General features: G+C 71.1%; 18 protein-coding genes. 14 read left to right on the top strand and 4 right to left on the bottom strand.

What is annotated here, in order from left to right:
- Positions 1 to 14: 14 nt before the first annotated feature.
- From ACFYW1_RS05400 to ACFYW1_RS05360, 9 genes are all read left to right on the top strand, one after another.
- On the top strand, positions 15 to 3,614 hold the full coding sequence (locus ACFYW1_RS05400; protein ID WP_388987339.1) for a S8 family serine peptidase: 3,600 nt from the start codon (positions 15 to 17) through the stop codon (positions 3,612 to 3,614).
- A 212-nt stretch (positions 3,615 to 3,826) separates the two neighbouring features.
- Entirely contained in the window at positions 3,827 to 4,567 is a 741-nt protein-coding gene (locus ACFYW1_RS05395; RefSeq protein WP_388987336.1) for a helix-turn-helix transcriptional regulator, read from the top strand.
- Entirely contained in the window at positions 4,564 to 5,985 is a 1,422-nt protein-coding gene (gene sufB, locus ACFYW1_RS05390; RefSeq protein ID WP_388987332.1) for a Fe-S cluster assembly protein SufB, read from the top strand. The genes ACFYW1_RS05395 and sufB overlap by 4 nt, the downstream gene beginning before the upstream one ends.
- 58 nt (positions 5,986 to 6,043) lie before the next feature.
- A complete protein-coding gene (sufD, locus tag ACFYW1_RS05385; protein ID WP_388987329.1) occupies positions 6,044 to 7,225 on the top strand; it encodes a Fe-S cluster assembly protein SufD in 1,182 nt (393 codons plus the stop codon).
- Positions 7,225 to 7,542: a bifunctional 3-phenylpropionate/cinnamic acid dioxygenase ferredoxin subunit gene (locus ACFYW1_RS05380; protein WP_148834126.1), complete on the top strand. Its 318-nt coding sequence runs from the start codon at positions 7,225 to 7,227 to the stop codon at positions 7,540 to 7,542. Before sufD ends, ACFYW1_RS05380 begins: the two co-directional genes overlap by 1 nt.
- Positions 7,543 to 7,549: 7 nt before the next feature.
- Complete coding sequence (gene sufC, locus ACFYW1_RS05375) at positions 7,550 to 8,314, top strand: Fe-S cluster assembly ATPase SufC (protein WP_148834125.1); 765 nt, start codon at positions 7,550 to 7,552, stop codon at positions 8,312 to 8,314.
- Positions 8,311 to 9,567 carry a cysteine desulfurase gene (locus tag ACFYW1_RS05370; RefSeq protein WP_388987325.1) on the top strand — a complete coding sequence of 419 codons (1,257 nt, stop codon included), beginning with the start codon at positions 8,311 to 8,313 and terminating at the stop codon, positions 9,565 to 9,567. The genes sufC and ACFYW1_RS05370 overlap by 4 nt, the downstream gene beginning before the upstream one ends.
- Positions 9,568 to 9,593: 26 nt before the next feature.
- Positions 9,594 to 10,049: a Fe-S cluster assembly sulfur transfer protein SufU gene (gene sufU / locus ACFYW1_RS05365; RefSeq protein ID WP_148834121.1), complete on the top strand. Its 456-nt coding sequence runs from the start codon at positions 9,594 to 9,596 to the stop codon at positions 10,047 to 10,049.
- A complete protein-coding gene (locus ACFYW1_RS05360; RefSeq protein WP_148834119.1) occupies positions 10,046 to 10,399 on the top strand; it encodes a metal-sulfur cluster assembly factor in 354 nt (117 codons plus the stop codon). The genes sufU and ACFYW1_RS05360 overlap by 4 nt, the downstream gene beginning before the upstream one ends.
- A gap of 80 nt (positions 10,400 to 10,479) precedes the next feature.
- Here the strand turns inward: ACFYW1_RS05360 and ACFYW1_RS05355 are convergent, their stop codons facing one another.
- Positions 10,480 to 10,929, bottom strand: coding sequence for a hypothetical protein (locus ACFYW1_RS05355; RefSeq protein WP_388987321.1), 450 nt, complete (start codon positions 10,927 to 10,929; stop codon positions 10,480 to 10,482).
- 209 nt (positions 10,930 to 11,138) lie between these two features.
- Between ACFYW1_RS05355 and ACFYW1_RS05350 the strand changes: the two genes are divergently transcribed.
- Entirely contained in the window at positions 11,139 to 12,533 is a 1,395-nt protein-coding gene (locus ACFYW1_RS05350) for a hypothetical protein (RefSeq protein WP_388987318.1), read from the top strand.
- Positions 12,534 to 12,543: 10 nt separating this feature from the next.
- Here ACFYW1_RS05350 and ACFYW1_RS05345 read toward each other — a convergent pair whose 3' ends face one another.
- Positions 12,544 to 13,593 (bottom strand): hypothetical protein, encoded by a 1,050-nt coding sequence (locus ACFYW1_RS05345; RefSeq protein WP_388987315.1) that lies wholly within the window; start codon positions 13,591 to 13,593, stop codon positions 12,544 to 12,546.
- A gap of 207 nt (positions 13,594 to 13,800) precedes the next feature.
- Here ACFYW1_RS05345 and ACFYW1_RS05340 point away from each other — a divergent pair, with 207 nt between their 5' ends.
- Both ACFYW1_RS05340 and ACFYW1_RS05335 read left to right on the top strand, forming a co-directional pair.
- Positions 13,801 to 14,121 (top strand): DMT family transporter, encoded by a 321-nt coding sequence (locus ACFYW1_RS05340; RefSeq protein ID WP_388987312.1) that lies wholly within the window; start codon positions 13,801 to 13,803, stop codon positions 14,119 to 14,121.
- Complete coding sequence (locus ACFYW1_RS05335) at positions 14,121 to 14,681, top strand: TetR/AcrR family transcriptional regulator (RefSeq protein WP_388987309.1); 561 nt, start codon at positions 14,121 to 14,123, stop codon at positions 14,679 to 14,681. The genes ACFYW1_RS05340 and ACFYW1_RS05335 overlap by 1 nt, the downstream gene beginning before the upstream one ends.
- A 77-nt stretch (positions 14,682 to 14,758) precedes the next feature.
- Here the strand turns inward: ACFYW1_RS05335 and ACFYW1_RS05330 are convergent, their stop codons facing one another.
- Positions 14,759 to 15,646 carry a winged helix-turn-helix transcriptional regulator gene (locus tag ACFYW1_RS05330; RefSeq protein WP_388987306.1) on the bottom strand — a complete coding sequence of 296 codons (888 nt, stop codon included), beginning with the start codon at positions 15,644 to 15,646 and terminating at the stop codon, positions 14,759 to 14,761.
- Positions 15,647 to 15,750: 104 nt separating this feature from the next.
- Here ACFYW1_RS05330 and ACFYW1_RS05325 point away from each other — a divergent pair, with 104 nt between their 5' ends.
- Both ACFYW1_RS05325 and dapD read left to right on the top strand, forming a co-directional pair.
- Positions 15,751 to 16,998 carry an MFS transporter gene (locus ACFYW1_RS05325; RefSeq protein ID WP_388987303.1) on the top strand — a complete coding sequence of 416 codons (1,248 nt, stop codon included), beginning with the start codon at positions 15,751 to 15,753 and terminating at the stop codon, positions 16,996 to 16,998.
- Between the two features lie 89 nt (positions 16,999 to 17,087).
- The gene (gene dapD / locus ACFYW1_RS05320; RefSeq protein WP_388987300.1) at positions 17,088 to 18,077 is read left to right on the top strand and encodes a 2,3,4,5-tetrahydropyridine-2,6-dicarboxylate N-succinyltransferase; all 990 of its coding nucleotides are present in this window, start codon (positions 17,088 to 17,090) and stop codon (positions 18,075 to 18,077) included.
- Between the two features lie 23 nt (positions 18,078 to 18,100).
- Here the strand turns inward: dapD and dapA are convergent, their stop codons facing one another.
- Positions 18,101 to 18,991 (bottom strand): 4-hydroxy-tetrahydrodipicolinate synthase, encoded by an 891-nt coding sequence (gene dapA / locus ACFYW1_RS05315; RefSeq protein ID WP_388987297.1) that lies wholly within the window; start codon positions 18,989 to 18,991, stop codon positions 18,101 to 18,103.
- Positions 18,992 to 19,063 lie beyond the last annotated feature (72 nt).

Here is a 19,063-nt window from a genome sequence, read left to right as displayed (position 1 = left end):
ACCAAGGAGAGTTCGTGGCTAGACGCACACACCACACCGACCGAGGCACGGGGCGAGGAGCGACCCTCGCCGCCCTGACCGCCCTGATCACCGTCATCCCCCTGGGACTCGGGACGCTCCCGGCCCGGGCGGACGACGCCACCCCCGCACCCGGCCGCACCCTCGCCGCCAAGAGCGATGCGAAGCTGGCCCGCCAGTTCGCCGCCGAGGACGGCAGGGCGAAAGTCACCTTCTGGGTGAACCTGACCGGCGAGGCCGACAACTCCGGGGCCCACAAGGCCAGGGGCAAGAAGGCCAAGTCCCGCGCGGTGTACGACACCATGACCGCCTACGCCGAGAAGACGCAGGCCGGCCTCCTCGACCAGGTGGCGGAGGAAGGCGGCAGGGCGACGTCCTTCTGGATCGCCAACACCGTCAAGGTCACCGGCACCAGGGCACTCGCCGACAAGATCGCCGCCCGCGCGGACGTCGCCTCCCTGGAGTCCGACGCACCGCTGGAACTCCCCGACCCGCTGCCCGGCGCCGACGAGCCGAAGGCGGACGCGGTCGAGTGGAACATCGACCGCGTCAACGCCCCCAGGGTCTGGAACGAGCTGGGCGTCCGGGGCGACGGCGTCGTCGTCGCCTCCATCGACAGCGGCGTCCAGTACGACCACCCGGCGGTCAGGGCCAAGTACCGGGGCCTGAAGGCGGACGGCTCGTACACCCACGACTACAACTGGTTCGATCCGGCGAAGGTCTGCGCGGGCGGACTCCCGTGCGACAACAACGGCCACGGCACCCACACCATGGGCACGATGGTCGGCGACGACGGCGCCGGCAACCAGGTCGGCGTCGCCCCCGGCGCGAAGTGGATCGCCGCCAAGGGCTGCGAGTCCAGCTCCTGCTCCCGCGACTCGCTGCTCGCCTCCGGCCAGTGGATCGTCGCCCCGACGGACGCGAACGGCGCCAACCCGCGCCCCGACCTCGCGCCCGACGTGGTGAACAACTCCTGGGGCTCGTCCGTCTACGACGCCTGGTACCGCGCGATCGTCCAGTCGTGGCGCGACGCCGGCATCTTCCCGGCCTTCTCCAACGGCAACAGCGGCCCGGCCTGCAACACCTCCGGCTCCCCGGGCTCGTACACCAACTCGTACTCCTCGGGCGCCTTCGACATCAACAACACCATCGCCTCCTTCTCCTCGCGCGGCACCGGCGAGAACGGCGCGATCAAGCCGAACCTGGCGGCCCCCGGCGTCAACATCCGCTCCTCCTGGGCCGGCGGCGGCTACAACAGCATCTCCGGCACGTCGATGGCCTCGCCGCACACCGCCGGCACCGTCGCCCTGATGTGGTCGGCCTCGCCCGCGATCCGCGGCGACGTCGCCGAGACGGAGAAGCTGCTCGACCGCAGCGCGATCGACGTCGACAACACCACCTGCGGCGGCACCGCGGCCAAGAACAACGTCTTCGGCGAGGGCCGTCTCGACGCCTACGCCGCGGTCGAGGCCACCCCGCGCGGCGCGCTCGGCGCGCTGTCCGGCACCGTCACCTCCGGCGGCACCGCGCTCGCGGACGCGCAGGTCGCCCTGTCAGGCCCGATGAAGACCACGGTCTCCACCGGCGCCGACGGCTCCTACACCCTGCCGAAGCTGATGGTCGGCGACTACACGGCCGAGGTGACCAAGTTCGGCTACGTCACCGCCACCGGCACCGTCACGGTCCTGGAGGACCAGGCGGTCACCAAGGACTTCGCCGTCCAGGAGGCCCCGTCGGCCAGGCTCACCGGCAAGGTCACCACCGAAGCGGGCCCCGAGGCCGGCGCCACGCTGGCCGTCCAGGGCACCCCGGTGCGGGGCACCACGGCCGCCGACGGCTCGTACGGGTTCTCCCTGCCCGTCGGCGACTACGACGTGGCCGTCACCCCGGTCAGCCGCTGCGCCACGGGCACCAGCACCGGCGTCACGCTGAGCGGCGACACCGTCAAGGACATCGAGCTGGCCCCGCGCACCGACACCTTCGGCACGGCCTGCCGCCTCACCGCCGACAGCGCCTTCCCGACCGGTGACACCAAGCTCACCATGTCCAGCCAGACCACCGGCTCGGCCGCGGTGAACCTGCCCTTCCCGGTGGCGCTGTACGGCAGGACGTACCGCACCGCCACCGCCACCACCGAGGGCGTCCTCGCCCTCGGCACCAGCAGCACCTCGTCGTCCAACAGCACGCTGCCCACGACGACGACGCCGAACGGCGCCCTGTACCCCTTCTGGGACAACCTCCAGCTGGACGCCGCCTCGGGCGTCTACACCGGCACCACCGGCACCGCCCCGCACCGCCGCCTCGTCGTCGAGTGGCGCGACGTGCAGATCTACGCGAGCAGCGCCCAGCGCATCAGCTTCGCCGCGGTGATCGGCGAGGACGGCCAGGTGTCCTACCACTACAAGGACATCGGCACGGGCAGCTACGAGAACGGGTCGGGTGCCACGATCGGCCTGGAGAACGCCACCGGCACCGACGGCCTGCTCTACTCGTACAACGAGCCGGTCGTCGGCGACGGCATGAGCATCACCTTCCGCACCACCAGGAGCGCGGTCGTCGCCGGTACCGTCACCGACGGCAACGACGGCCGGGGCGTGGAAGGCGCCACGGTCTCCATCCGCAAGGACGGCACCGAGGTCGCCGCCGCCACCACCGGCGCCGACGGCGGCTACCTCACCCAGGTCCCGGCCACCGGCACGGCGACGGCGTACGACGTCTCCTTCGGCGCCGCGCACTACGCCGCCGCGGCCACCGACCGCAGCGTCCGGGCCACCGAGGTCGCCACCGCCGACGCGGTGCTCGACACCGGCCGGGTCACGGCCGACCGCACGGCGATCACCGAGATCGTCCCGGCCGACCAGAGCCGCGAGCGCACGGTCACGCTGGGCAACGACGGCTCCGCGACGGCCTACACGGCCGAGGAGAAGAGCGGCGCGTCCTGGCTGAAGATCACCCCGGCCTCCGGCGACCTCGCGCGGGGCGGCACCCGGAAGGTGGCGCTCACCGTCGACACCACGGGCGCGACCCCGGGGTCGGTGCTCACCGGCACGCTCCGGATCGCCTCGGAGTCCGGCCGGACCCCGGTGCTCGAACTGCCGCTGAAGATCGTCGTGCCGGCCTACCAGGTGGCCGTCGACGCCGGTGCGGACGCCGCCTCCACCGACACGCGCGGCGACGGCTGGCGGCCCGACCAGGAGTACCGGGCCGGCTCGTACGGCCACCTCGGCTCCACCGGCAAGGTCTCCACGGGCAAGGCGGTCACGGGCACCGCCGACCCGGAGCTGTACCGCAGCGCCCGCCAGGGTGCCTACGAGTACCGCTTCGACGGTCTGGCCGACGGCGTCTACCAGGTCGACCTCGGCTTCGCCGAGCTGGGCAACGTCAAGCCGGCGGACCGGGTGATGGACGTGATGGCCGAGGGCACGGAGAAGGTCTCCAACCTCGACGTCGCGCTGGCGGCGGGCACCTTCGCCGCCCTGGACCGGACCTTCACGGTCGAGGTCGTCGACGGCCAGCTGAACCTCCGGTTCGTGGGCGTCTCCGGCAAGACGCTCGTCAACTCCGTCCGGGTGAGCCACCGCCCCGACCTCGGCTGACGGAGGGAGAACGGCCAAGCGCCGGGGCCGCCCCGAGAGGGGGCGGTCCCGGCGTCGCCGTGCCGGCCGCCGGGGCGCCCGGGAGCAGGCGGAACAGGGCTGTTAATGATCATTTCAACAGGTCAGGTAAGCCTTGCCTGAGTGATGCGCATCATCGCCACCGCTCCGGGAGCGGGTTGTCACTGCCCGATTAATTACGCAACAATGGCGTTGTGAAATACGTCGGCGAGGCTCCCCAGGAGGAACTCGCGACCGGAGAACGCTCCACGCGCAACCGGGTCGCGCGCTCCATCCTGGATCACGGTCCGTCCACCGTCGCCGAGCTGGCGAAGCGCCTCGGCCTCACCCAGGCGGCCGTCCGCCGCCACCTCGACGCCCTCGTCACCGACGGCGTCGTCGAGGCCCGTGAGCAGCGGGTGTACGGGGCACGGACCCGTGGCCGGCCCGCCAAGGTGTTCGCTCTCACCGACTGCGGACGGGACGCCTTCGACCAGTCCTACGACCAGCTCGCGGCGGACGCCCTGCGCTGGATCGCGGAGAACGCGGGCGAGGAGGCGGTCGCCGCCTTCGCCCGGTCCAGGATCGAGGCCCAGTCCGGCGCGTACCGCGCCGCGGTCGAGGCGGCGGACCCCGGGGCCCGTACCGAAGCACTGGCCAAGGCCCTCTCCGCCGACGGGTACGCTGCTACGGCGCGTAGCGCGCCCGGCCCGCAGCAGGGCGAGCAGCTGTGCCAGCACCACTGCCCGGTCGCCCATGTCGCCGAGCAGTACCCACAGCTGTGCGAGGCGGAGACGGAGTTCTTCTCCACTCTCCTCGGGACGCATGTGCAACGTCTGGCCACCATCGCCCACGGCGACGGTGTGTGCACGACGTACATTCCGCGCAGCGGCCACGCAGCACCACAGACCACCGATTCAGCATCTGCAAGCACGGCCGGGAGGAACCCCGCATGACGCTCCCCACGGAGACTGCCCACCCCGAACTCGAGGGTCTGGGCACGTACGAATTCGGCTGGGCCGACTCCGACGCGGCAGGCGCCGCAGCCAAGCGCGGGCTCTCCGAGGAGGTCGTCCGCGACATCTCGGCGAAGAAGAACGAGCCCGAGTGGATGCTGAAGCTGCGCCTCAAGGGCCTGCGGCTCTTCGACAAGAAGCCCATGCCCAACTGGGGCTCGGACCTGTCGGGCATCGACTTCGACAACATCAAGTACTTCGTGAGGTCGACGGAGAGGCAGGCGGAGTCCTGGGAGGACCTGCCCGAGGACATCAAGAACACCTACGACAAGCTCGGCATCCCGGAGGCGGAGAAGCAGCGCCTGGTCGCCGGTGTCGCCGCGCAGTACGAGTCCGAGGTCGTCTACCACCAGATCCGTGAGGACCTGGAGGAGCAGGGCGTCATCTTCCTCGACACCGACACCGCGCTGAAGGAGCACCCGGAGCTCTTCAAGGAGTACTTCGGCACCGTCATCCCGGTCGGCGACAACAAGTTCGCCTCGCTGAACACGGCCGTGTGGTCCGGCGGCTCGTTCATCTACGTGCCCAAGGGCGTCCACGTCGACATCCCGCTGCAGGCCTACTTCCGCATCAACACGGAGAACATGGGCCAGTTCGAGCGGACCCTGATCATCGTCGACGAGGACGCGTACGTCCACTACGTCGAGGGCTGCACCGCCCCGATCTACTCCTCCGACTCGCTGCACTCCGCGGTCGTCGAGATCATCGTGAAGAAGGGCGGCCGCTGCCGCTACACGACGATCCAGAACTGGTCGAACAACGTCTACAACCTGGTCACCAAGCGTGCCGTGGCCTACGAGGGCGCGACCATGGAGTGGGTCGACGGCAACATCGGCTCCAAGGTCACCATGAAGTACCCGGCCGTCTACCTGATGGGCGAGCACGCCAAGGGCGAGACCCTGTCCATCGCCTTCGCGGGCGAGGGCCAGCACCAGGACGCCGGCGCCAAGATGGTCCACATGGCGCCCAACACCTCCTCCAACATCGTCTCCAAGTCGGTGGCGCGGGGCGGCGGCCGCACCTCCTACCGCGGTCTGATCGAGATCGGTGAGGGCGCCCCGGGCGCGAAGTCCAACGTGCTCTGCGACGCGCTGCTGGTCGACACCATCTCGCGCTCCGACACCTACCCGTACGTCGACGTCCGCGAGGACGACGTCTCCATGGGGCACGAGGCGACCGTCTCCAAGGTCTCCGAGGACCAGCTCTTCTACCTGATGAGCCGCGGCCTGACGGAGTTCGAGGCGATGGCGATGATCGTGCGCGGCTTCGTCGAGCCGATCGCCAAGGAGCTGCCGATGGAGTACGCCCTGGAGCTCAACCGGCTGATCGAGCTGCAGATGGAGGGTTCGGTCGGCTGACCAGGCCCGACGACCGAATCCCCGACTTTTGACAGAGAAAGCGAGCACTACGACAGCCATGGCTGAGGCTCAGAATCTTCCGACGGGTTCCACCACCGCCGGTTCCATCGCGGTGGCCGCCGAGTCGACCGTCGCCACGCGCATGAGCGCCCCCCCGTCCTTCGACGTCGCGGACTTCCCGGTCCCGCACGGCCGCGAGGAGGAGTGGCGGTTCACCCCGCTGGAGCGGCTGCGCGGACTGCACGACGGCACGGCCGTCGCCACCGGCGGCGGTGTGAAGGTCGCGATCGAGGCCCCCGAGGGCGTCACGGTCGAGACCGTCGGCCGCGACGACGCCCGGCTCGGCCGGGCCGGCACCCCGGTGGACCGCGTCGCCGCCCAGGCGTACAGCTCCTTCGAGCAGGCGTCCGTGGTCACCGTCCCCAAGGAGGCCGTGCTCACCGAGCCGATCCGGATCGCGGTGCACGGCGAGGGCGGCGTGGCCTACGGCCACCAGGTCGTCGAGCTGGGCGCCTTCGCCGAGGCCGTCGTCGTCATCGACCACACCGGTGACGCGGTGCTCGCCGCCAACGTGGACTACGTCCTCGGTGACGGCGCCAAGCTCACCGTCGTCTCCGTGCAGGACTGGGACGAGACCGCGGTCCACGTCGGCCAGCACAACGCGCTGGTGGGACGGGACGCCTCGTTCAAGTCGATCGTCGTCACCTTCGGCGGCGACCTGGTCCGGCTCCACCCGCGCGTCAACTACGCGGGCACCGGCGGCGAGGCCGAGCTCTTCGGCCTGTACTTCACCGACAAGGGGCAGCACCAGGAGCACCGCCTCCTGGTCGACCACAACACCCCGCACTGCAAGTCCAACGCCGCCTACAAGGGCGCGCTCCAGGGCGACGGCGCACACGCGGTGTGGATCGGCGACGTCCTCATCCAGGCCGCGGCGGAGGGCACCGACACCTACGAGATGAACCGCAACCTCGTCCTCACGGACGGCGCGCGGGTCGACTCGGTGCCGAACCTGGAGATCGAGACCGGCGAGATCGTCGGCGCCGGCCACGCCTCCGCGACCGGCCGCTTCGACGACGAGCAGCTCTTCTACCTCATGTCCCGGGGCATCGGCGCCGAGGACGCCCGTCGGCTCGTCGTGCGCGGCTTCTTCGCCGAGCTGGTCCAGCAGATCGGTCTGCCGGACGTCGAGGAGCGGCTGATGGAGAAGATCGAGGCCGAACTGAAGGCTTCCGTCTGATGGCCTTCGTGAAAGCGTGCGCGCTGAGTGAGCTGGAGGACGACACCCCGAAACGGGTGGAGCTCGACGGCGTCCCGGTCTCCGTCGTCCGCACCGAGGGCGAGGTGTTCGCGATCAACGACATCTGCTCGCACGCGAACGTCTCGCTGTCCGAGGGAGAGGTCGAGGACTGCTCCATCGAGTGCTGGCTGCACGGCTCCAGCTTCGACCTCCGCACCGGCAAGCCGTCCGGCCTTCCCGCGACGCGCCCCGTCCCCGTATACCCCGTCAAGATCGAAGGGGACGATGTGCTCGTCTCCGTCACCCAGGAGTCCTGAGTCACCCATGGCAACGCTTGAAATCCGCGACCTGCACGTCTCCGTCGAGGCCGACAACGCCACGAAGGAGATCCTCAAGGGCGTCGACCTGACCGTGAAGCAGGGCGAGACCCACGCCATCATGGGCCCCAACGGGTCCGGCAAGTCCACCCTCGCGTACTCCCTCGCGGGTCACCCCAAGTACACGATCACCAGCGGCTCGGTGACCCTGGACGGCGAGGACGTCCTGGAGATGTCCGTCGACGAGCGCGCCCGCGCCGGTCTGTTCCTGGCCATGCAGTACCCGGTCGAGATCCCCGGCGTCTCGGTCTCCAACTTCCTGCGCACCTCCGCCACCGCCGTCCGCGGCGAGGCGCCCAAGCTGCGCACCTGGGTGAAGGAGGTCAAGGAGACGATGGGCCGGCTCCAGATGGACCCGGCGTTCGCCGAGCGCAACGTCAACGAGGGCTTCTCCGGTGGTGAGAAGAAGCGCCACGAGATCCTTCAGCTGGAGCTCCTCAAGCCGAAGGTCGCGATCCTCGACGAGACCGACTCCGGTCTGGACGTCGATGCCCTCCGCATCGTCTCCGAGGGAGTCAACCGGGTCCGCGAGACCGGTGAGGTCGGCACCCTGCTGATCACGCACTACACGCGGATCCTCCGTTACATCAAGCCCGACTTCGTGCACGTCTTCGCCAACGGCCGCATTGCCGAGTCCGGCGGCGCCGAGCTCGCCGACAAGCTGGAGAACGAGGGCTACGAGGCATATGTGAAGGGTGGCGCTTCCGCGTGACACAGCTGCCGGGCCTCCTCGACACCGAGGCGATCCGCAAGGACTTCCCCCTGCTGGATCGGACGGTCCACGACGGGAAGAAGGTCGTCTACCTGGACAGCGCGGCGACCTCGCAGAAGCCGCGCCAGGTGCTCGACGCCCTCAACGAGTACTACGAGCGGCACAACGCCAACGTGCACCGCGGTGTGTACACGATCGCGGAGGAGGCCACGGCGCTGTACGAGGGCGCCCGTGACAAGGTCGCCGCGTTCATCAACGCGCCCAGCCGCGACGAGGTGATCTTCACCAAGAACGCCTCCGAGTCGCTCAACCTCGTGGCCAACATGCTCGGCTGGGCCGACGAGCCCTACCGGGTGGACCACGACACCGAGATCGTCACCACGGAGATGGAGCACCACTCCAACATCGTGCCGTGGCAGCTGCTCTCGCAGCGCACCGGCGCGAAGCTGAAGTGGTTCGGCATCACCGACGACGGCCGCCTCGACCTGTCCAACATCGAGGAGATCATCACGGAGAAGACGAAGATCGTCTCCTTCACCCTGGTCTCCAACATCATGGGCACGATCAACCCGGTCGAGAAGATCATCCGCCGGGCCCAGCAGGTCGGCGCCCTGGTCTGCATCGACGCCTCGCAGGCCGCTCCGCACATGGTGCTCGACGTGCAGGCGCTGCAGGCCGACTTCGTGGCCTTCACCGGCCACAAGATGGTCGGCCCGACCGGCATCGGCGTGCTCTGGGGACGGCAGGAGCTCCTGGAGGACCTGCCGCCGTTCCTGGGCGGCGGCGAGATGATCGAGACCGTGTCGATGCACTCGTCGACGTACGCCCCCGCGCCGCACAAGTTCGAGGCCGGTACGCCCCCGATCGCCCAGGCCGTCGGCCTCGGCGCGGCCGTGGACTACCTCTCGGCGATCGGCATGGAGAAGATCGCCCGGCACGAGCACGCGATCACCGAGTACGCGGTGAAGCGGCTGCTGGAGGTGCCCGACCTCAGGATCATCGGCCCGGCGACGGCCGAGGACCGGGGCGCCACGATCTCCTTCACGCTGGGCGACATCCACCCGCACGACGTGGGCCAGGTGCTGGACGAACAGGGCATCGCCGTCCGGGTCGGACACCACTGCGCACGGCCGGTCTGCCTGCGGTACGGAATTCCTGCGACCACGCGGGCGTCGTTCTATCTGTACTCCACGCCCGCCGAGGTCGACGCCCTGGTGGACGGTCTGGAGCACGTACGGAACTTTTTCGGATAAACGGGCGAGTGGCTGAGGGTTGACTGGTGAAGCTTGATTCCATGTACCAGGAAGTGATCCTGGACCACTACAAGCACCCCCACGGGCGTGGCCTGCGGGACGGCGACGCCGAGGTGCACCACGTCAATCCGACGTGCGGCGACGAGATCACTCTCCGGGTGAAGTACGACGGCGAGACCATCGCCGATGTGTCGTACGAGGGTCAGGGCTGCTCCATCAGCCAGGCCAGTGCCTCCGTACTGAACGATCTGCTGGTGGGCAAGGAGCTGGGCGAGGCGCAGAAGATCCAGGAGACCTTCCTGGAGCTGATGCAGTCGAAGGGCCAACTGGAGCCGGACGACGCGATGGAGGAGGTGCTGGAGGACGCGGTCGCGTTCGCCGGCGTCTCCAAGTACCCCGCCCGGGTGAAGTGCGCGCTGTTGAGCTGGATGGCGTGGAAGGACGCGACGGCCAAAGCGCTGTCCGAAGGGAAGACGGCATGAGCGAGAACACGGTGACAACCGACGAGAGCCCGACGATCAAGCCGGCCTCCGAGGAGGAGGTCCGTGAGGCCCTGTACGACGTCGTCGACCCCGAGCTGGGCATCGACGTCGTCAACCTCGGCCTGATCTACGGCATCCACATCGACGACGCCAACATCGCCACCCTCGACATGACGCTGACGTCCGCGGCCTGCCCGCTGACCGACGTCATCGAGGACCAGGCGAAGTCCGCGACGGAGGGCATCGTCAACGAACTGCGGATCAACTGGGTCTGGATGCCGCCGTGGGGCCCGGACAAGATCACGGACGACGGGCGCGAGCAGCTGCGCGCGCTGGGCTTCAACGTCTGAGCCGTTCACCACGCGACGCACGGCCCCCGGTTTCCGACGGATTCCGGGGGCCGTGCGCATGCCCGTGCCGAAGAGCCGGTTCAGATGTGCGGGGAGGGCTGGGGAGCGCGGGACGCGCCGCCCCGGACCTCGGCGGCACAGACCGCCGCGATGGCCGCACAGGCCGTGACGGCCACCACCACGACCGGACTGTCGGACCCCACCGGCTCCTGGAGGGCCATGCCCACGAAGGCCGCCGCCACGGCGAGTTCGGCGATCCCGAGGGCCCCCAGCCACGCTGCCCGGACCCGGCCCGGAACCCGGGCGCGCACGGTCTCCCGGCCCAGCAGGGCCGCGCCGCCGACGGCCGGCAGCGCCACCACCAGGAGCAGGCCCGTGAACAGGAGGCCGGTGCCCGCGGACGGCTCCGTGTGGTCGAGCTCGGCGGTATCGGTGTCCCACCCGGTGAGCAGCAGCCCGAAGAAGCCGAAGTAGGCGGCCTGAAGGAGCAGCAGGACAGGGACGACCCGGTGGATGAGCAGCTGTTTCATGGGCGGAACCTCGCACGTTCAATGTTCTTGACGGTCCGGAGCCTGCCTTCGTACGCACGGTTCGTGCAAGCGGTGGGCGGGCGGCCGCGGGCGTTCGAGCGGGGCACGGTGTGCATCGGTGTTCGTCCTCCGTCCGTGCGGTGTACGCATGCGCGTGGCCCCGGTGGTGCAGTCTCTCTCCGACCTGTCACGTCGACGAGAGGCATGCCGTGCCGCATCAGCTTTCGTTCACCGACCGCCGGGTGGCCGCCGCGGCCGGTGTCGTCCTCGCACTGACCGCCGCGGGGATCGGCGTCCCCGCGCACGCCGCGGATTACGGGACACCGACGATCGGGCTCTCGGTCTCCTACCTCTCCGGCGCCGTCGGCGCGACCGGCGACCCCGCGGTGACCGTCACCGTGAAGCAGAGCGGCGCCGACGCGGACGGGCTCCGGGTGACGGCGTCCGCCAGCTCCCGGCCGTCCGTCGCGAGCACCGGCGATGTGACCGTGACCGGGACGGGCACCACCCGGAAGCTGTCCGTCGCCGCCCGCGGCCGCGGATACACCGACCTCACGATCAAGGTCACCGGACCCGACGGCGCGACCGCCACCAAGAAGCTGCACTACGCCGCGTCGGCCGCGGTCCGCGACGCCGCCGGCACGCGGTACCTCACCGGCTCCTCGGACGCCTCGGCCGCCGTCGACGTGGGTGACGGATACCTGGTCGTGGCCGACGACGAGTCCAACACGCTGCGTCTGTACGACGGTTCCGCGTCCGGTGCGCCCGTGCGGAGCTGGGACGTCGGCCCGGACCTCGGGGTGTCGAAGGAGATCGACATCGAGGGCGGGGCCCGGGTCGGCGACACCATCTACTGGACCGGCTCGCTCGGCAACAACAAGGACGGCGAGTACAAGGCCGACCGCAACACCGTCTTCACCACGGAGGTGACCGGTTCCGGGGCCGCCACCCGGCTGACGGTGGGCGGTTCGTACGGGAAGCTCCGCGACGATCTCGTCGCCTGGGACGAGGCGCACGGCGACCGGCTGGGCTTCGCGGAGGGCACGAAGGACGGCGAGGCGCCCAAGCAGATCGACGGATTCAACATCGAGGGCCTGGAGTTCGCCCCCGGCTCGACGACCACCGCGTACCTCGGCTTCCGGGCCCCGCTCGTCCCGCCGGAGACGGGGGGCGAGGCACTGATCGTGCCCGTCACCAACTTCGACCGGGTGGCCGGCCACGGGGCGAAGGCGGTCATGGGCGACCCGATCGAGCTGGACCTCGGCGGGCTCAGCATCCGCGACATCCGGAAGAACGCCGCCGACCAGTACCTGATCGTGGCCGGTTCCTGGGCCGCCGACGACAACTCCGACCCGTACGCCCTCTACGCCTGGGACGGCGTCGCCACCCACCCGCCGGTCCTGCGGGCCGAGCTGCCGACCACGGACCCGGGCGGCTGGGAGGCCGTCGTCGCGGTCCCGGACCTGACGGACCCGGACGCCCGCGCCCAGTTGGTCACGGACTCCGGGTCGGCCGACCTGTACGGCGACGGCACGGAGGCGAAGGACCTCGACCACGCGGAGTGGAAGAAGTCCCGGACGGTCCGGTTCCGCGTCGGCGGCTGACGCGGCGCGGCTACCGGCCGTACGGGTCGTACGGGTCGGGCTGCGGCTGCGGGGGCACGGCCGCCGCCTCCGCGAGGACCGGGCCCAGGTTCTCGGTGCGGATGCGGCGGTCGACGTAGACCAGACCGGTCACCAGCTGCGGGAAGGTCGCCGAGAAGAACTGGCCGACCAGCTGGCCCAGCAGCATGATCACCAGGTAGCCGCTCATGGCGAACACGACCGAGGCCGGATTGGGGTCCGCGTCCAGGCTCGCGCCGCCGATGATGCCGGAGAACATGCCGAGGAACGAGAACGGGATCTGGATGAGGTAGCTCGCCACGGCGGCGATGCCGAAGGCCAGCAGGGTGATGCCGAAGACCCGCCACCAGTCGCCGCGCACCAGCTGCGAGGAGCGGCGCAGGGCCGCCGGCGGGGACTGGTTCTCGAAGACCGCGACCGAGGGGGCCAGACAGAACTTCACCCAGAGCCAGACCGCGAGCGGGGTGGTGGCGAAGGCGCCCAGGAAGCCGAGCACGACCCACAGGGTGGCGCCGGTGTCGTGTGCCGGCGTGATCGCGCCGATCACGAGGGCGAAGAAGCCGACCACCACGAGCAGCATCGGGATCATCGCGATCAGGAAGCACAGGAACACCGTCCCGATCACCGCGGGCACCCGGGGCCAGACCCGGCGCCAGACGGCGCCGAAGGTGGTCGACCGGCCCAGCACGGCTTCCTGGAGGACCACGGGGACGGTCGCGTACAGCAGGGCCGTGGCGACCACGAAGGCGAGCATCGCGACCAGCCAGACGACGCCGAAGGCGATCACGAGCGGCATCACGTCGGCCGCCGTCGCGTCCTCGTCGGCGCTGAGCTCGACGACCCGGCGCAGCGGGTCGCTGATCGCCGAGTACGCGATCAGGGCCGCCGTCACCACGATCACCAGCGCCCCGCCGTAGGCCGCCGCGCCCATGCCGAACAGCTGCTTCCAGTGGCGCCCCATCGCACTGAAGGCGCCGCCGAGTATGTCCCCGAGTTTCAGGGGTGCCAGCGGGATCACCCCGGGCCTGGGCGGCGGTGGCATCCAGCCACCCCATCCCATGGGCCCCGGAGGTCCCCCGTACGGTGCTCCGCCGCCCCACCCTGCGTCCTGCGCCACTGTCGCTCCGTCATGTCTCGTCGTACTGGTGTCCAGTCGTACTGGTGTGCTCCCGGTCGGGACACCGTAGCGTTCCGGCCGGTGGGAGGCTTCGGCCCCGTCGCGCGGACGGCGATGCGTACACTCGTACACATGGGATACGGGCTGCTGGCGGCAGCGATCGCGGCGGAGGTGGCCGGCACGACGGCCATGAAGTACAGCGAGGGCTTCACCCGGCTCTGGCCGTCGGTGATCACCGTCGTGGGCTACCTCCTGGCCTTCGGCCTGCTCGCCCGGACGCTGAAGACGCTGTCGATGGGCACCGCCTATGCCATCTGGGCCGGGATCGGCACCGCCGCGGTCGCGGCCATCGGCGTCCTCTTCATGGGGGAGACCGGCAGCCCGGTCAAACTGGCGGGCATAGCGCTGGTCATCGCCGGAGTGGTGGTGCTGAATCTGGGCGGGGCCCACTGATGGCGCGCCGTTACGACCCCGGGCGGCGCGACCGGATCATCGACGCCGCGATCCGGGTGGTCGGCGCCGAGGGCATCGCGGGGCTCAGCCACCGCTCCGTGGCGGCCGAGGCCGATGTGCCGCTCGGCTCGACGACCTACCATTTCGCCTCGCTGGACGAGCTGCTGATCGCCGCGCTGCGCCGGTCGAACGAGAACTTCGCCGAAGTCATCCGGGGCAGCGGGGCGTTGGGCGACCCGGACACCGACCTCGCCGGGGAACTGGCCGGGCTGCTGGGGGAGTACTTCTCCGGCGGGCGCGGGCGGGCCGAGCTGGAGTACGAGCTGTATCTCGCCGCGCTCCGCCGCCCCGCGCTGCGTCCCGTCGCCGCCGAGTGGACCGACGGCGTCGCCGGACTGCTGTCCCGGCGGACCGACCCGGCCACGGCGCGGGCGCTGGTCGCGCTGATGGACGGGATCTGCCTCCAGGTACTGCTCACCGGCGGGGAGTACGACGAGGCGTACGCGCGGGAAATGCTCGGCAGGATCGTCGGCCGGCGGGGCGACCGGCCGACGGATTGACAGGTTGACAGGTCGGCCGACCGGAGGGCCGCCGACCGCAGGGGCGGTGCGGCCCCGCCGGGGGCGCACCGCGTTCCTCACCCCGTGGGCGTTCCCCCGTCCCGGACGGCCGACAGCGCCTCCCGCACGCTCGCCTCGATGTCCGTGATGGGGTACAGCGCCCGGCGGACCGTCCGGTCCCGGTCCACCACCAGCGTCAGCCGCTTCAGCCGGCTCGTCCCGCCCGCCCGGAAGGTCGGCAGGCGCAGCGCCGCCGTCAGCTCCAGCTCCGCGTCGGACAGCAGCGCGAAGCGCAGCCGCTCCGCCTCCGCGAAGGCCCGCTGCTCGTCCGGGCGCTGGGTGGAGACCCCGCGCACGGTCGCGCCCGCCGCCGTGAACTCGGCCAACTGGTCGCGGTAGGTGCAGGATTCGAGAGTGCAGCCGCTCGCGCCCGGGATCTCGGCCCAGTCCGGCGGATAGGCGTCCCGGCGGGCGTAGGCGCCGGGGAAGAGGTACAGGACGGTGTACGGGGTGTCGGCGACCGGGTCGCGCGACTCCCCGTCGTGGTCCAGCAGGCGCAGTTCGGGCAGGCGCGTGCCCACCAGGGCGTGCACCCGGGCCGCCTCCTTCGAGGTCTCCGCGGTCGTCGCCATCGTCTCTCCTTCTCCCAGCACCCAGGTGTCGCCCCAGTCCTGGAGCGCGATCAGTACGGGCAGCAGCGCGCGGCCGCGCGGGGTGAGCCGGTACTCGTACCGGGCGGGCCGGTCCTGATACGGCTCCCTGGACAGCACCCCCGCGTCGACCAGCAGCCGCAGCCGCTCGGTCAGCACCTTGCGGGACACGCCCAGTTCCTGCTGGAGCGCGTCGAAACGGTGCACCCCGCGTGCCGTGTCCCGCACGATCAGCAGGGTCCACCAGTCGCCCACGACATCGAGTGCCTGGGCGATCGTGCAGTCGGCGTCGGCCAGGCTGGTGCGCTGGGGCATGGCTCCTCCGTCGGTCTCCCGTTTCGTCTCCTACTGGATTGACCCGCAGGAAAACACGCTGCCATAGTAAGTTCCCAAAAGAAACTCACTGAGGGGTGTCGTGGATGAAGGTCTTCGGGTTCGTGCGGGACGTGCCGCGCACGGTACGGCTGCTGGCCCTCGGCTCCTTCCTCAACGGAGTCGTCAGCTTCACCTTCGTCTACCTCTTCGTCTATCTGACCGGCCCGCGCGGACTGGGCGTCCCGCAGGCCGGGGTGATCGCGGGCATCGGCGGCGTCGGTCTGGTCGCGGGGAACTTCACCGGCGGCTGGTTCGGCGACCGGTACGGCCACCGCCGGATGCTCCTGACCGGCGCGCTGGTGAGCGGGGCCGCGCTCGCCGTCCTGCCCGTCCTGCCGGTCGCGGCGATGTACGGGGCGCTGCCGCTCGCGCAGTACGCGGCCGGAGTCGTCCGCGCCGCCAACGCCGCGCTCGTCGCGGTCTCCGTCCCCGAGGGGAGCCGGCGCCAGAGCTTCGCCCTGGTGCGCGCCGGGAGCAACGCCGCGTTCGCCGTCGGGCCGCCGCTCGGCGCGCTGATCGCCGCCCGCTTCTCGTACGACTGGCTGTTCGTCGCCGACGGACTCGGGACGCTGCTCTTCGCCGGATACGCGGCGGCGGTGCTCCCGGCGCACGGCACGGCGCACACCCGTCCGGCCCACGATCCCGGCGCGCCCGGCCTCCTGCGGGAGCTGCGGGCCAGGCCCGCCGTGCCGGTCCTGCTGGCCGCGATCCTCTGCGTCGACCTCGTCTACCGGCAGCAGTACTCGACCCTGCCCGTCTTCCTCGCCGAGCACGGCCACGACGCCCAGTTCTACGGCTGGCTGCTCTCCATCAACGGCGGCCTCATCCTGTTGCTGGAACTCCCCGCGGCGCACGCGCTGCGCCGACGGGCGCCGCTGGGCATCGTGGGCGTCGGGCTGCTGCTGGTGGGGCTGGGGTACGCCGTGCTGATACCGGGCGCGGGCGCGCTGTTCGCCGTCACGATGATGGCCTCGCTGACGGCGGGCGAAATCCTCTACAAGACCACCGCCACGGCCTACGTCGCCGACCGGGCCCCCGCCCACGCGCAGGGGCGCTTCCAGAGCCTGTACGCGGGCGCCTCCATCAGCGGCCAGGTACTGGCCCCGCCGCTCGGCGGCGCGCTCTACGCCCACGCGCCCGGACTGCTCTGGCCCGTCTGCGCGGTGCTGGCCTGCGCCGCGGGGACGGCGGTACTGGCGGCGCGGCGGCTGCGGGAGGCCGGTGCGCCGTCCGCGCCGGTGTGCGAGGGGCCCGCCGCGCCGGTGCTCGAACGGCGGACACAGCCCGGCTGACCTGGCAGGTCGGCTCTTCGGGGCCGGTCCGCGACCATCCGGTGGGACCGGTTGGCCCCGGTGGTGCCCCGGCGGTTAGGTTTCGTGTCATGACCGACACGACTCCTGCTCGCACCACCGGCGCCGTCGCCGCCGGCCTCGCCACCATCGCCGGCGACGGTTCCGTTCTCGACACCTGGTTCCCCGCCCCCGAACTCACCGCAGAGCCCGGCCCGGCCGGAACCGAACGGCTCACCCCCGACCAGGCCGTCAACCTCCTCGGCGAGGGCGCGGCCAAGGCCGTCGGCGTGGACGCCCGCCGCGGTGTCGAGGTCGTCGCCGTCCGTACGGTCATCGCCTCGCTCGACGACAAGCCGCTCGACGCGCACGACGCGTACCTGCGCCTGCACCTGCTCTCGCACCGCCTCGTCCAGCCGCACGGCCAGAACCTGGACGGCCTCTTCGGCCTGCTCTCCAACGTCGCCTGGACCTCGCTCGGCCCGGTCGCCGTGGACGACCTGGAGAAGGTCCGGCTGAACGCCCGCGCCGACGGCCTGCACCTCCAGGTCACCTCGGTCGACAAGTTCCCCCGGATGACGGACTACGTCGCCCCGAAGGGCGTCCGGATCGCCGACGCCGACCGGGTCAGGCTCGGCGCGCACCTCGCCGCCGGCACCACCGTCATGCACGAGGGCTTCGTCAACTTCAACGCGGGCACCCTCGGCACCTCCATGGTCGAGGGCCGGATCTCCGCGGGCGTCGTCGTCGGCGACGGCTCCGACATCGGCGGCGGCGCCTCCACCATGGGCACCCTCTCCGGCGGCGGCAAGGAGCGCATCGTCATCGGCGAGCGCTGCCTGATCGGGGCCGAGGCCGGGGTCGGCATCGCGCTCGGCGACGAGTGCGTCGTCGAGGCCGGGCTGTACGTCACGGCCGGCACCCGCGTCACGCTGCCGGACGGCCAGATCGTCAAGGCCCGCGAACTCTCCGGCGCCTCGAACATCCTCTTCCGCCGCAACTCGGTCAGCGGGGCCGTCGAGGCCCGCCCGAACAACGCGGTCTGGGGCGGCCTCAACGAGGTCCTGCACAGCCACAACTGACCGGACGCCCCGCCGCCGCCCGGTCACGCCCCCCGGGTGGCGCGGAGCAGTTCCCCGTGGATCTCGCGCAGCCCGTCGGACGCCCCGCGCCCGGCGGGCTGCAGCGGTTCGCGGACCGGTCCGGCGTCGAGCAGCGCCTTGGCCGTGACCGTGCCCGGCAGCCCGGACGCCATCATGGCCTCGACGAGCGGGGCGTTCAGCAGGTTGAGCCGGGCGGCCCGGGCGGTGTCCCCGGCGTCGAAGGCGTCCAGGACCGCCCGCAGCTGACGGGGTGCCACATTGGCGACCGTGCTGACGTAGCCCGCCGCGCCCACCGCGTACAACGGCAGGTTCAGCTCCTCGCAGCCCGAGTAGTACGCCAGCGAGGTCGCGCCGATCACCTTCGTGGAGCCGAGCAGGTCGTAGGCGCAGTCCTTCACCGCCACGACGCGGGGGTGCTCCGCGAGCCGCAGCAGGGTCTCCGGCTCGACGCGGGTGCCGGTGCGGCCGGGGATGTCGTACAGCATCAGCGGGAGGCCGGTCGCGTCGGCGACCCGCCGGAAGTGCGCCTCGACGGCGGCCTGCGGGGGCCTGCTGTAGTACGGGGTCACCACCAACAGGCCGTCCGCGCCCGCCCGTTCGGCCTGCCGGGCGAGGTCGACGGTGTGCCGGGTGTCCGGGGAGCCGGCCCCGGCGACGATCGGCACCCCGTCGCCCACCGCCGCCCGCACCGCCCTCAGCAGCGCGGACTTCTCGGCGTCGGTGGTGGTCGGGGACTCGCCCGTGGTGCCGCTGAGCACCAGGCCGTCGCAGCCGTCGGCGACCAGGCCGGCGGCGTGTTTCCCGGCGGCGTCCAGGTCCAGCTCGCCGTCGGCGGTGAAGGGGGTGATCATGGCGCAGAGCGCTCGGCCGAAGGGGGCTGCGGTTGCTGTCATTCCCCCAGTCTCAGCCGCCCGGAGCGTAAAGGTCCACTTAGCTTTGCTGGGGTCGGGGGGAAAGCAGAACTG

Source organism: Streptomyces sp. NPDC002669, assembly GCF_042889165.1.
In the GTDB taxonomy this organism is placed as follows: Bacteria; Actinomycetota; Actinomycetes; order Streptomycetales; family Streptomycetaceae; genus Streptomyces.
This window is presented reverse-complemented; position numbering and strand designations above follow the sequence as displayed.